This window comes from Paraburkholderia bonniea, assembly GCF_009455625.1.
Classification (GTDB): Bacteria; Pseudomonadota; Gammaproteobacteria; order Burkholderiales; family Burkholderiaceae; genus Paraburkholderia; species Paraburkholderia bonniea.
In genome coordinates, this window is the sequence record NZ_QPEQ01000001.1 from 979,767 (window position 1) to 991,834 (window position 12,068).

At 58.7% G+C, this 12,068-nt stretch carries 12 protein-coding genes and 1 tRNA gene; 7 read left to right on the top strand and 6 right to left on the bottom strand.

All coding sequences use genetic code 11. The features are described 5' to 3' along the window. Nucleotides 1-2 precede the first annotated feature (2 nt). Nucleotides 3-707, top strand: a complete 705-nt coding sequence (locus tag GH656_RS04265) for an ABC transporter ATP-binding protein (RefSeq protein WP_153074741.1) — start codon at nucleotides 3-5, stop codon at nucleotides 705-707. Between the two features lie 153 nt (nucleotides 708-860). On the opposite strand, the gene GH656_RS04270 is transcribed toward GH656_RS04265, so the two are convergent. Both GH656_RS04270 and GH656_RS04275 read right to left on the bottom strand, forming a co-directional pair. Next, nucleotides 861-2,045, bottom strand: coding sequence for an acetylornithine transaminase (locus GH656_RS04270; protein WP_153074742.1), 1,185 nt, complete (start codon nucleotides 2,043-2,045; stop codon nucleotides 861-863). 122 nt (nucleotides 2,046-2,167) lie between these two features. Continuing rightward, the gene (locus tag GH656_RS04275; protein WP_153074743.1) at nucleotides 2,168-3,199 is read right to left on the bottom strand and encodes a CDP-6-deoxy-delta-3,4-glucoseen reductase; all 1,032 of its coding nucleotides are present in this window, start codon (nucleotides 3,197-3,199) and stop codon (nucleotides 2,168-2,170) included. Between the two features lie 66 nt (nucleotides 3,200-3,265). Between GH656_RS04275 and GH656_RS04280 the strand changes: the two genes are divergently transcribed. Further along, nucleotides 3,266-4,273, top strand: coding sequence for an NAD-dependent epimerase/dehydratase family protein (locus GH656_RS04280; RefSeq protein ID WP_153074744.1), 1,008 nt, complete (start codon nucleotides 3,266-3,268; stop codon nucleotides 4,271-4,273). A 161-nt stretch (nucleotides 4,274-4,434) separates the two neighbouring features. Here GH656_RS04280 and GH656_RS04285 read toward each other — a convergent pair whose 3' ends face one another. Continuing rightward, a complete protein-coding gene (locus GH656_RS04285; RefSeq protein WP_153074745.1) occupies nucleotides 4,435-5,175 on the bottom strand; it encodes a pseudouridine synthase in 741 nt (246 codons plus the stop codon). 82 nt (nucleotides 5,176-5,257) lie between these two features. Beyond that, on the bottom strand, nucleotides 5,258-5,461 hold the full coding sequence (locus GH656_RS04290; RefSeq protein WP_153074746.1) for a hypothetical protein: 204 nt from the start codon (nucleotides 5,459-5,461) through the stop codon (nucleotides 5,258-5,260). A gap of 199 nt (nucleotides 5,462-5,660) precedes the next feature. On the opposite strand from GH656_RS04290, the gene GH656_RS04295 reads away from it, so the two are divergent. Beyond that, nucleotides 5,661-7,043 carry an amino acid permease gene (locus tag GH656_RS04295; protein ID WP_153074747.1) on the top strand — a complete coding sequence of 461 codons (1,383 nt, stop codon included), beginning with the start codon at nucleotides 5,661-5,663 and terminating at the stop codon, nucleotides 7,041-7,043. A gap of 315 nt (nucleotides 7,044-7,358) precedes the next feature. Then, nucleotides 7,359-7,946: a chorismate mutase gene (locus GH656_RS04300; protein ID WP_153074748.1), complete on the top strand. Its 588-nt coding sequence runs from the start codon at nucleotides 7,359-7,361 to the stop codon at nucleotides 7,944-7,946. 87 nt (nucleotides 7,947-8,033) lie between these two features. Here the strand turns inward: GH656_RS04300 and GH656_RS04305 are convergent, their stop codons facing one another. Both GH656_RS04305 and GH656_RS04310 read right to left on the bottom strand, forming a co-directional pair. After that, the gene (locus GH656_RS04305) at nucleotides 8,034-8,435 is read right to left on the bottom strand and encodes a single-stranded DNA-binding protein (protein WP_153074749.1); all 402 of its coding nucleotides are present in this window, start codon (nucleotides 8,433-8,435) and stop codon (nucleotides 8,034-8,036) included. 1,264 nt (nucleotides 8,436-9,699) lie between these two features. Further along, nucleotides 9,700-9,784, bottom strand: a tRNA-Leu gene (locus GH656_RS04310). A 271-nt stretch (nucleotides 9,785-10,055) separates the two neighbouring features. Here GH656_RS04310 and GH656_RS04315 point away from each other — a divergent pair. From GH656_RS04315 to GH656_RS04325, 3 genes are all read left to right on the top strand, one after another. Continuing rightward, nucleotides 10,056-10,373 (top strand): YkgJ family cysteine cluster protein, encoded by a 318-nt coding sequence (locus GH656_RS04315; protein ID WP_246184202.1) that lies wholly within the window; start codon nucleotides 10,056-10,058, stop codon nucleotides 10,371-10,373. A 98-nt stretch (nucleotides 10,374-10,471) separates the two neighbouring features. Next, the gene (locus tag GH656_RS04320) at nucleotides 10,472-11,071 is read left to right on the top strand and encodes a DUF1439 domain-containing protein (RefSeq protein WP_153074750.1); all 600 of its coding nucleotides are present in this window, start codon (nucleotides 10,472-10,474) and stop codon (nucleotides 11,069-11,071) included. Between the two features lie 98 nt (nucleotides 11,072-11,169). Continuing rightward, nucleotides 11,170-12,003 carry an undecaprenyl-diphosphate phosphatase gene (locus tag GH656_RS04325; protein WP_153074751.1) on the top strand — a complete coding sequence of 278 codons (834 nt, stop codon included), beginning with the start codon at nucleotides 11,170-11,172 and terminating at the stop codon, nucleotides 12,001-12,003. Nucleotides 12,004-12,068: the final 65 nt, after the last annotated feature.

The following is a 12,068-nucleotide window of genomic DNA, read 5'->3' on the forward strand; positions in this document are numbered from 1 at the left end:
CGATGCTGAAAATCAAAGGCTTGCAGGTGAATTACGGTGGGATTCAGGCGGTCAAGGGGATTGATCTCGAAGTTGCGGCTGGCGAACTGGTGACGCTGATCGGCGCGAACGGCGCGGGCAAGACCACCACGATGAAAGCCATTACGGGTTTGAAGCCCTACGCAGCGGGTGATATCGAGTACATGGGCCAGTCGGTCAAAGGCGTGCCGGCGCATGAACTGCTCAAGCGCGGGCTGGCGATGGTGCCGGAAGGACGAGGCATTTTTGCGCGCATGTCGATCATCGAGAACATGCAGATGGGGGCGTATCTGCGTAACGATACCGATGGCATCAAGCGGGACGTCGAGCGCATGTTCGGCTTTTTCCCGCGTCTGAAAGAGCGCGCCACGCAACTCGCGGGCACGTTGTCAGGCGGCGAACAGCAGATGCTGGCGATGGCCCGCGCGATCATTAGCAAGCCGAAGCTGTTGTTGCTGGACGAACCGTCGATGGGGCTGTCGCCCATCATGGTCGAGAAGATCTTTGAAGTTGTGCGGGAGATTTCGGCTGAAGGTCTGACGGTGTTGCTGGTCGAGCAGAACGCGCGGCTGGCATTGCAGGCGGCCAATCGCGCCTATGTGATGGATTCCGGCATGGTGACGATGTCGGGCGACGCGAAACAGATGCTGGATGATCCGAAGGTGCGGGCGGCTTATCTGGGTGAATAGCCTTGAGGCATGTGAGGCATGTGAAGCAGAAACGGCAGGCGTGTTCGTTATGAGCGCCTGCCGTTTTTTTTGCCTATATGGCGTTGCGTTGCGTGACGCTGAGGTGACGTGACGTGACGTGACGTGACGTGACGCACGCGCCAGGCAGCTGCGTTACAGCGAATCGAGCACCTGGCGCAGCATGACCAGCATCTGGTCGATCTCGGCTTCGCTGACATTCAGCGCGGGCATGAAGCGCAGCAGGTTCGGCCGGGCGGCATTGAGCAGCAGGCCATCGGGTTGCATCAGACGTGCTTTTTCGACGATCTGCGGGCCAATTTCCTTACCCAGCAGCAGGGCGCGCAACAGGCCCGAACCACGTTCGCCCGCAAAGCCGCGCTCTTGCGAGAGTTCGAGCAGCTTCGCGCTCAGATAGGCGCTGCGCGCCTGCACGCTGTCGAGAAAGCCCGGGGCGGTGAGTTGCGACATCACCGCATAACCGACAGCGGTCATCAACGGGTTGCCGTTGTACGTGCCGCCCTGGTCGCCCGCTTCGAAGACGTTGACATGCGCTTTGGCCAGCAGCGCCGCGAGCGGCACGCCGCCACCGATGCCCTTGCCCAGCGTCATCAGGTCTGGTTCGATCCCTGAGGCTTCATACGCGAATAACGTGCCGGCCCGGCCACAGCCGCTTTGCACTTCGTCGACGATCAGCAGCAGGTTGTGTTGCTGTGTCAGCGCCCGCAACTGCTGCATGAATTCAGGCGTTGCCGGAACCACACCGCCTTCACCCTGAACCGGCTCCAGCATCACCGCCACGGTTTTGCTGTTGATGAGCGCGGCCACGCTATCGAGATCATTCAGTTCAGCTTTCGGAAATCCCGGCACTTGCGGCGCATAGAGCGTGTCCCAGCCGGGCTTGCCGCTGGCGGACATCGTGGCCAGCGTGCGGCCATGAAAGCTATGGTTGAAGGTGATGATTTCGAACGCGCCATCCTTGAATTTCTTGCCCCACTTGCGCGCCAGCTTGATCGCACCTTCGTTGGCTTCCGCGCCGCTGTTGGCGAAGAACACCTTGTCGAAGCAACTGTGCTGCGTCAGCAGGCCAGCGAGCTGGGCCATCGGCTCGTTATAAAACGCAGGCGATGGATTGATGAGCTGGCGCGATTGCTTGTCGAGCGCGGCGATCATGCCGTCGTTGCAGTGACCGAGGCTGTTGACCGCCCAGCCCTGGACGAAATCCAGATAGCGTTTGCCCGTGTTGTCATACAGCCATGAGCCCTTGCCATGCGTGAAGATAATCTCAGGCCGGTTCGTGATGTACATCAGCGAATCAATCGGGTAGTCGTTGAAATTCATGGCGGCAAGCTCCTGGCAATGCGGTAAGGCGAATGAATGAAGGGGAACGTGGGTAATGGCGGTAGCGGGGGTAACGCGGGGGCGGGTGCGCCGGGATTGAATTCCGGCGCACCCGCAATGGCTTAAACGGGGTTGGCCAGATCGGCGGCGCTGGTGAATGAGTCGGCGTAGAACTCGTCTTGCGGCAGCGCGTGGTTTTGCGTGAAATCACGCTGGGCCGATTCAACCATCACGGGCGCGCCGCAGGCATACACCTGGTAGCCCGATAAATCCGGCAGATCCTCGGCCACGGCACGGTGCACGAAGCCAGTCCGGCCGGTCCATGCATCGGCGGCATCGGGCTCGGAGAGCACTGGCACGAAACGGAAGTTCGGGATCTCGCGGGCCCATTGCTCGGCCAGCTCGAACAGGTACAGGTCTTTCTTGCGGCGCGCGCCCCAATAGAGCGTCATCGGGCGTTCGAGGTTCTTGAACACCGCGTGTTCGACGATGGCCTTGAGCGGCGCGAAGCCGGTGCCTGAGGCGAGCAGCACGATGGGTTTGGCCGAATCTTCGCGCAGGAAGAAGGTGCCAAGCGGGGCTTCGAAGCGCAGGATGTCGCGCTCTTTCATTGCGCCAAACACGTGATCGGTGAAAGTGCCGCCGGGCATGTGGCGGATATGCAGCTCGATGGGGCCTTCGGCGTGCGGCGCGTTCGCCATCGAATAGCTGCGGCGCTTGCCGTCTTTCAGCAAAAATTCGAGGTATTGCCCGGCGAGATATTGCAGGCGTTCATTTGCGGGCAGTTGCAACTTGAGCACGATAACGTCATCAGCAAGACGCTCGATGCTGTTCACCCGGCATGGCAGTTTGCGGGTCTGCACATCGCCTGCGCCAGCGACTTCACGAATGTCGATTTCGAGGTCGGAGGTGGCTGTGGCACAGCAGAAAAGCGCCATGCCGCGGGTTTTTTCGTCGTTTGGCAGCGCCGACGATGAATGCGCGCCTTGTTCGACCTGGCCGCTGATGATCGTGCCCTTGCACGAGCCACAGGCACCATTTTTGCAGCCATATGGCAAGCCAATGCCCTGGCGCAGCGCGGCGCTCAGTACGGGTTCACCAGGTTCTACCTGAAACTGTCGGCCGCTTTGCCGAAGGGTTACGTTGAATGCCATAAGAGAAGTCGAGAAGGGAGGGTCGGTAATAGGTGCGAGTCGTGCCTGACTTACAATGCGGCCACCATGAAAACACCCCGAAGGTTGCGCCGGCCGCGCGTGCTGATTGTTGGTTGCGGCGATGTCGGCCTGCGCTGCGTTGCACTGCTGCGCCACCGCGCCCATGTTTTTGCACTGACCACCCAGCCTGAACGTTGTGCCGCGTTGCGCGCGGCAGGGGCGAGCCCGCTGGTGGGTGACCTCGACGCTCGCCGTAGTCTGAAACGACTGGCTGGTCTTGGTGCCACGGTGATCCATCTGGCACCACCACAAAAAAATGGCGACGATGATCGCCGCACCCGGGCCTTGCTGGCGGCGCTGGCCAGACCCCGGCGGCGGCTTCTGCACAACCCGTCTGAGACTTGCCGCCGCTGGCTCCACGCGGGTTCTGCATGGGGCAAACGCCAAGCGCGCATTGTACCCGCAGTACCTCCCGGGCCGCGCCGCTCACTGCCGCTGGTGTATGCCAGCACGACGGGTGTATATGGTGATTGCGCAGGTGCCTTGATCGACGAGACGCGCCCGGTGCATCCCGTCAACGCCCGGGCCAAGCGCCGCGTGTCAGCCGAACAGCAACTGCGCCGCGCCACCGCACGCGGCCAGATTCGCGCAAGCATTGCGCGCATTCCAGGCATTTACGCCGCCAACCGCTTGCCGCTCGCTCGCCTCGAACGCGGCACGCCCGCGCTTGCCGACGCGTGCGATGTCTATACGAATCACATTCATGCAGACGATCTCGCAGCGATTCTTGTGCGTTTGACCACGCATGGCCGGGCCGCCCGGGTGGTGCACGCGAGCGATGACAGCCGGATGAAGATGGGCGAGTACTTCGACCGCGTGGCGGATGCATTTGCGCTGCCACGGCCGCCGCGTGTGACACGTGAGCAAGCCGCGCAGCAGCTTGAGCCGGTGCTGCTGTCGTTTATGCAGGAATCCCGCTGTTTGCTGAACCAGCGGCTTAAACGAGAGTTGCGGATTCGTTTGCGTTATCCCAGCGTGGAGCATTTTTTACGCACTGCAGCGCAGTGCCGCTAACTATGTTTGCCACGCCACGCCACGCCACGCCCGTCCGCCACGCTTTTTGTGCTGCTGCTGTTCATGCCACTTGTTCGGTTGTCTTGACTAGTTAGCCGCGCCGGAATTTTTTGGCCTGACTGATGATGGCTTGACCGATGGCCTGACCGACGCAGTGCTTGTTACGCCAGGTCGTGGCCCGGTGCTGCGGCTGGGCTGCGTTGCGCCAGGCGTTCGAGGTCGGCTGCGTCGAGCCACTGCCATGCGCCTTCTGCCAGCGTTGCGGGTAGCGTCAACTGGCCGATCTGCTCACGATGGAGCGCCTCCACCCGGTTGCCCGCTGCTGCGACCATCCGCTTGACCTGGTGATATTTGCCTTCCTGCACGGTGAGTTCGAGCAGATGTTCGCTCCGGGCCTGAGCAGCGAGCGCCGCGACTGGCTTCGCTTCGCCGTGCAGCAGAACACCTGTGCGCAGTGCATCGAGTTGCGTGGCATCCAGCGGATGCCGAGTGCGCGCCAGATAGACTTTCGGCACTTTGCGCTTTGGCGAGGTCAGCGCGTGAATGAACTGACCATCGTCGGAGAACAGCAGCAGGCCGGTTGTATCCTGGTCGAGCCGCCCGACGCATTGCACGCCGCGCGTGGCGAATTGCGGCGGCAACAGGCTCAGCACGCTGAGATGGTGTTGCGGCTCACGTGAGCATTCGTAACCTGCGGGTTTGTTCAGCAGCACATACACACGCTCCCGGCAGGGCCAGACCCGACCATCGACGCCGAAGGTGAACGCATCGGAAAGTTCGACCTCGTGGGCCGGATTAAGACATGCGATGCCTGCCAGCGTCACCCGGCCTTGGGTAATCAGCGCCCGGCATTCGCGCCGCGAGCCAAAACCCTGGCTGAAGAGAATATTTTCAAGATTCATCGGGAGAGAAAAACGGGCCAGGCCCACGCGGTGGCGGAAAAAGCTGGAAAGCCATGCGAAGGGCGGATGCGGGGCGTGTATTCTACCCGGCGCGTGAACTGGCTGGTGGCGGGAAAGCGTGGGCAAGGGAGACGGTGGCCGGTGCCAGGTTGATGGTGTGATTCAAGCGGTGGCTCAAGGCGTAACCCAAGGCGTAACCCAAGGCGTAACCCAGGGCGTAACCCAGGGCGTAACCCAGGGCGTAACCCAGGGCGTAACCCAGGGCGTAACCCAGGGCGTAACCCAAGCCATGACCCAAGCCGCACCCGGGTTCATCCCACTAGGTGCGCGACCTTGGGTCACGTAGAATTCCGCGTCTATTTTTCGCTTGTTCCTGGGTTGTTTTTCGGTTTTTCCGACGCCGAAACGCAGCGACACAGCGACACCGCAACTGGCCAGAGCCCGTCTGGCCGGGTGGTTGATTTTCAAATACTGAGGCGTACATCTTGAATAATCCACAGCAGCAAGAGGGCCTGCAGCGCGGGTTGAAGAACCGTCACATTCAGCTGATTGCGCTAGGCGGAGCCATTGGCACGGGTTTGTTTCTGGGCTCGGCGAGTGTTTTGCAGGCGGCCGGGCCGTCGATGATTCTCGGCTATGCGATGGGTGGTGTGATCGCGTTCATGATCATGCGGCAGTTGGGTGAAATGGTGGCGCAAGAGCCGGTGGCGGGCACCTTCAGCCATTTCGCCTATAAATACTGGGGCGATTTTCCGGGGTTTCTCTCCGGCTGGAATTACTGGGTGCTGTATGTGCTTGTCAGCATGGCTGAGTTGACGGCGGTTGGGGCCTATGTCCATTACTGGTGGCCTCAGGTGCCAAGCTGGGTGTCGGCGCTGGTCTGTTTCATCGGCATTAACGCGATTAATCTCGCCAACGTGAAAGCCTATGGCGAAACCGAATTCTGGTTCGCCATCATCAAGGTGGCAGCGGTCATCGGCATGATTCTGTTCGGTGGTTATCTGCTGCTGAGCGGCCAGGGCGGCCCGCAAGCGTCGATCACCAACCTGTGGCGCGATGGCGGTTTTTTCCCGCACGGCTTTCATGGCCTGTTCATGACACTCGCGGTAATCATGTTTTCGTTTGGCGGGCTAGAGCTGATTGGCATCACGGCCGCTGAAGCCGCTGATCCGCAAAAAAGCATTCCCAAAGCCGTCAATCAGGTGATTTACCGGATCCTGATTTTCTATATCTGCTCGCTGGTGGTGCTGCTGTCGCTGTATCCGTGGAGCCAGGTGGCCGCTGGGGGCAGCCCGTTCGTAATGATTTTTTCGCAGATCGGCTCAGGCCTGACCGCGAACATTCTTAACGTGGTGGTGTTGACGGCGGCACTATCGGTCTACAACAGTGGCGTCTATGCCAACAGCCGGATGCTGTACGGCCTGGCCGAGCAGGGCAACGCGCCACGCGTGCTGATGAAAGTCGATCGCCGGGGTGTGCCGTACATGGCGATTGGTTTGTCGGCGCTGGCCACCTTCACCTGTGTGATCGTCAACTATCTGATTCCAGCCGAAGCACTGGGCGTGCTGATGGCGCTGGTCGTCGCTGCGCTGGTGCTGAACTGGGCGCTGATCAGCCTGACTCATATCAAGTCGCGCCGGGCCATGGAGGCACAAGGTCAGACGCTGGTGTTCAAGTCGTTCTGGTTCCCGGTAAGCAACTGGATTTGCCTCGCGTTCATGGCGATGATTCTCGTCATTCTTGCGCTGACGCCGGGGCTTTCGGTGTCGGTCTGGCTAGTGCCGGTGTGGCTGCTGGTGATGTGGGTGGGCTATCAGGTGAAGCGCCGCCGCAGTTCAGCGCAACTGATGGGGGCCGATCGTGCTTGAGGTGCGAGTGGGTGGCCGGGGCCATTCTTACTCCATACGGGCGATATAAGGCCACATAGGCGATATAGGCGATATAGGCGATAGGCGATAGGCGATATAGGCAGGAAAACGGGCTCGCAGCGTTGCGAGCCCGTTTTTTTTTGAGGTGCCGGACAGGATCAGGGATGAACGATCCGGCACGTGGCGTTACTCAGTGAGCTGTGCGTGGCGGGGCGTATGAACCTATGTCCGCATGAAGGCGCAGTTTGGCGCTGCTTCGCAGCACTGGGAGAGCGGTTGATACGCTCCCGAATCCGATCTCATGAGACGAAAACAATGACGAAACTGATTGACTGTCTGAGCGCGCGACGGCTTGCCGCTGGCATGGCTGCTTTATGGTTGGCCACAGCCTGCTCGCCGGGCGTTAGCGCCCAGTCGAATGCCTTTGTGCCACTGGTTCAGGGCATGGCCGATCGCCTGGTGATTGCCGATCAGGTTGCATTGAGCAAATGGGATAGCGGCCAGAGTGTCTACGACCCGCAGCGTGAGGCTCAGGTGCTGGCGAATGCGGCTGCGATGGCAGCAACGTATAACGTGACAGCCGCTGATGCCAGCGCGATTTTTGCTGACCAGATCGAAGCCAATAAAGAGGTGCAGTACGCGCTGCTGAACAACTGGCGACGTCTGGCGGGTGCGCCGGCGACGCCACGGCAGAGTTTGACTAATGTGATTCGCCCCGAACTGGACGCGCTCCAGGTGTTGATTCTGCAAAACCTGCAAGCGCTCGCACCGTTGCGGGCGAGCGCTGATTGTCCACTCCAGGTGGCTCTGGCGGCGGGAGAAGTGGCGCAGAAAAATAACCTGGACGGGCTGCATCTGGCGGGACTGGATCGCGCGGTCGCGCAAATTTGCCGCGCGTCTTGAGCGCTGAATTACTGCGTTGCTGGGGAGCTACTGAGGAGCTACTGAGCGGCCCGCGGTTGAAGCGTAACGGCCGCTCGTGGAGCGCAATCATTCACTGCTTGTTGCCGCCACGTTGAGCTCACCGTCCTGGAACGTGACCTCGCTGTGCTGTGGCTTGGCCTCGGGCCACTCGGTGGCTTGGCGCTTGCGTTGCACCTGATACGAGCTCAGGACCCCATGCGCGACCATGTCAATGGCTGGACGCACGACGCCATGGCGGTCGGTCCACACCTTGGGCGTTAGCGTGCCGGCCAGCGCAATGCTGTCGCCGTCGTCCAGCGCGAGCAAGACGGTTTGCGCCATAGGGTCGAACGTAATGACATTGACGAACAGCATTTCGCCGTTCTGACTGGTGGCCCGCACTTTGGCTGTGACAAACGTGCGGCCCTGCTGGCCTTCACGCGCCGAGGGCTGGCCGTAGACCTTGCCCGCGATCAGTCCATCTATCATTGCTGTCTCCTTCTAACCGGGTAAATCGTTTGTTGACTGGGGCTAGCGTGCCAGCGCCCGAATCGAAGCCTGTGATGCTGGCCAGAGCACGCGTGAGCACGAACATTTTTTAGCGTGTGGCCGAGCGCTGCGTATTAAAACTCAAGTGATGTTCCGTTGTCACTGGAAAGACAAGGTAACGCAGGATTTTTTATAAAAATTAAAATTGTCTGGATAACGCGGTTTATATATTGGGCCATTGAGGTTGATGCTTTGTAAAAAAACCGGCGTAATGATTGATAGGGATGCTGTGGGAGATTGGCTGAATGAGTGACTTATTCAGTCAACATTTTTAAGACGTTCGTGATTTTTTTAAGAATTTTTCGCCAAGGCGCACAAGCAAAAATTCTTAAGAATCAGGGGGTATCTAAGATATTTATAGGATGACATTTGCTTCGTTGGATTTTGTGACGAAATAAACGCTTAATGGTACTCGGAAAATTCGTTCGGTTCTGCCGCCGGTGAAGCAAATGACGCGAAACCAGGGTAAGCCTTAGTCGCTGGATGCAAGGCAGCAGGTCCTGGCGGGCGGTTTCTGGCGTCGTGTGGCGTGGCGCGGTGTGTGAGTTAGCGCAGCGTCGAAGCGATGGTGAAGCGCGTTTTGAGTTGATGTTGGTGCAGTGATGCTGAGGTGTTTTGCCGCTGAACAGCATCTGGGGATTTTCAGTTTGCTTTAACGCGTAGAGCTGGCTGGCGGGAAGTTGAGCAGTTTTATTGCCGGGGTTGTTGCCAGGGTTGTTGTCGGAGTTGTTGTCGGAGTTGTTGTATTAATCAGGTAATTTTGGCCGGATTTATTTTTCTGGGCATGATGTGGAGTTTTTGTCATTTATCGTTGAATCAGTCAGTAAAATCCGGCAATTCGATATCAATGTGCTTGATGAATATCTGCGGGGAATGGCTTATGTTGCGGTCTACAGCCTGTTCTAGCCGTGCTTTTGTTATTGGCATGGCCGGTATTATTTTTTTGTTGTGGTTTTATCCGAGTTAGGGTTTGAACAGGCCATTCTTCACGTTGTCGGTGAGCGGCATGACGTTATGTCCAGTGGTATCTCCAAACGAAGAAAAGCGGTGGTCATTCGCCTAGTGTTACAAAAGTACCGCCCGCACCACTCGATACCACCGGCTGTCCATGGAACAAACCGGATTACCAAAGCAACAAAAAACCCGCGAAGCTTCAAGCTATCGCGGGTTTTTGCACTTGTCCGGAGCTAACCGGAATACTTTTTGGTGCCTCGGGCCGGAATCGAACCGGCACTCCTTTCGGAACCGGATTTTGAGTCCGGCGCGTCTACCAATTTCACCACCGAGGCATGATCTGAATTTTCGTCTATGGCTGCTACTGCACAAGGCTGCACTAGGCGAAAACGTAGATTATGGCGGAAAACATGATGCTGGGCAAGTCACATAGCCATGTTCTGTCGCGCGTGCCTAGGTTAGTCACAAGCGCTCGAAAATGCTCGAAAAACCGCTGCGTTGCCACGCGCCCCATCCGTTCCCGCCAGAAACACCAAAACGCCAGATCAAAACCGCGCGGGCCACGATGGCACAATGCGGGTCCGTTGTTTTCGATTCAGGAAAGCTGTGCTGATTGCCAATGGTTCGTCTTGTTCGTCTGATGCCACGAGCGTCGCGTGCCGTCCGGCCTGCGGCGCATGCTGCATCGCTCCTTCTATTTCCAGCCCGATTCCCGGCATGCCCCATGGCAAGGCGGCAGGCGAGCGCTGCGTGCAACTGGGCGACGATATGCGCTGCGCGATTTTTGGCCAGCCCGAACGACCGGCCTGTTGCTCGGGTCTGCAACCGCAAATGCCGATGTGCGGCACGACGCGCGATGAAGCGCTGGCATGGCTGGTGTTGCTTGAAACGCAAACCCAGCCGGTTGTGATGGGGTCTCATTAGTTTGGATGATGCTGGCCTAGGGCCCTTATCTTCTAATCCCCCGATTTCCTGTTCCCATTCTTAATTCTCAATTCTCGATTTTGAAGCGGAGAATTCGCATGACTGATTCTGTTTCTGTCGCGCCGGGACGGCGCGGTTTCCTGCTTGCCGCCATGGTTGCGGCAGCTACCGTGGGTGCGGTGGCACCGTGGCCGGTTCAGGCCGTGTCGATCTTTCCCTTTATGCCGAAGCACTACACGTTCTCACAGCAGCAGGTGCTCGCTGCGGTGCAACGCAAATTTCCGTATCAGCGCACGGTCTCGCAGGTATTCGAGATCGCGTTGACGAATCCGGTGGTAGGTTTCCTGGCGGATTCAAACCGTGTTTCGGTGCGCCTCGATATCCGTCTGGCGAGTCCTTTTCTGACGCAGCCTGTGGCGGGGGTATTCACGCTGACCAGCCAGTTGGCGTATGACTCAACCAACCATGCCGTGGTGCTCAAAAGCCCGACGGTCGAGAACGTCAGCCTGGATGGCCAGGGGCAGGCCTATACACAGCAGGTCAGCGCTGCGGCCGCGATGCTTTCCACGCAGTTGCTGGATAACTACCCGGTTTACACCTTCAAGCCCGAGCAGTTGCAATTTGCCGGGGTGAATTATGAACCCGGTACAATCACCGTCCTTACAAACGGCATACGCGTTGAAATCGTCGAAAAATAACAGCTGCAGCGTTGTGCGGTAAGCGAATGGTTGAGTGCAACGCTGGTTGCTGTTTTGAGCCTTCATCACAAATCACAATTATTGGGCGGGACTGACGGATGGACTGGATTCTCATTTGCAAGGCACTGATTTTAGGCATCGTTGAAGGTGTGACCGAGTTTTTGCCGGTGTCGAGCACGGGTCACCTGATCGTCGTCGGCAGCTTGCTCAACTTCACAGGTGAACAGGCCAAAACGTTTGATGTCGTGATTCAGCTTGGGGCGATTCTTGCGGTGTGCTGGGAGTACCGGCGCCGTATCGGTTGCGTGCTGGCCGGCTTGCCAACTCAGTCCAGTGCGCGGCGTTTCGCGTTGAATGTGTGCGTGGCGACGATTCCAGCGGTCGTGCTTGGTTTGCTGTTTGAGAAAGCGATCAAAGCGGCGCTTTTTTCGCCCGTGCCGGTGGCGCTGGCGCTGGTGGTGGGTGGGGTGCTGATTCTCTGGGTTGAAGCGCGTCAGCGCGACCAGAGTGAGCCGCCCCGGGTGCAGGCGGTCGATGACTTGACGCCGCTCGATGCGTTCAAGGTAGGGCTGGCGCAGTGCTTTGCGCTGATTCCCGGCATGTCGCGTTCTGGCTCGACGATTATCGGCGGCATGTTGTTCGGCCTTGAGCGTCGGGTAGCGACCGAATTCTCGTTTTTTCTCGCTATTCCGATTATTTTCGGTGCGACGGCCTATGAGCTTCACAAGGGCTGGGCCGGGCTTTCAAGCGCGGATTTTGGCACCTTTGGCATCGGTTTTGCCGCGGCATTCGTGAGTGCTTTTGCCTGTGTGCGCTGGTTGTTGCGCTACATCGCTACCCATGATTTCACGGTGTTTGCGTGGTACCGCATCGCCTTTGGCCTGCTGATTTTGCTGGTCGGGTATAGCGGCGGGCTGAACTGGGCGGGTTAAGTGCGGTGCCACTTGGGTTCAGGTTTGAGATGAAGTGAAAAAAGTCTGCGGCGTAGTGAGCCGCA

Excerpts from the sequence above, each read along its gene's own strand:
- GH656_RS04280 (WP_153074744.1), top strand. The coding sequence starts at position 3,266 with ATGAAAACACCCCGAAGGTTGCGCCGGCCGCGCGTGCTGATTGTTGGT.
- GH656_RS04275 (WP_153074743.1), bottom strand. The coding sequence starts at position 3,199 with ATGGCATTCAACGTAACCCTTCGGCAAAGCGGCCGACAGTTTCAGGTA.
- GH656_RS04300 (WP_153074748.1), top strand. The coding sequence starts at position 7,359 with ATGACGAAACTGATTGACTGTCTGAGCGCGCGACGGCTTGCCGCTGGC.
- GH656_RS04325 (WP_153074751.1), top strand. The coding sequence starts at position 11,170 with ATGGACTGGATTCTCATTTGCAAGGCACTGATTTTAGGCATCGTTGAA.
- GH656_RS04320 (WP_153074750.1), top strand. The coding sequence starts at position 10,472 with ATGACTGATTCTGTTTCTGTCGCGCCGGGACGGCGCGGTTTCCTGCTT.
- GH656_RS04285 (WP_153074745.1), bottom strand. The coding sequence starts at position 5,175 with ATGAATCTTGAAAATATTCTCTTCAGCCAGGGTTTTGGCTCGCGGCGC.
- GH656_RS04265 (WP_153074741.1), top strand. The coding sequence starts at position 3 with ATGCTGAAAATCAAAGGCTTGCAGGTGAATTACGGTGGGATTCAGGCG.
- GH656_RS04270 (WP_153074742.1), bottom strand. The coding sequence starts at position 2,045 with ATGAATTTCAACGACTACCCGATTGATTCGCTGATGTACATCACGAAC.
- GH656_RS04305 (WP_153074749.1), bottom strand. The coding sequence starts at position 8,435 with ATGATAGATGGACTGATCGCGGGCAAGGTCTACGGCCAGCCCTCGGCG.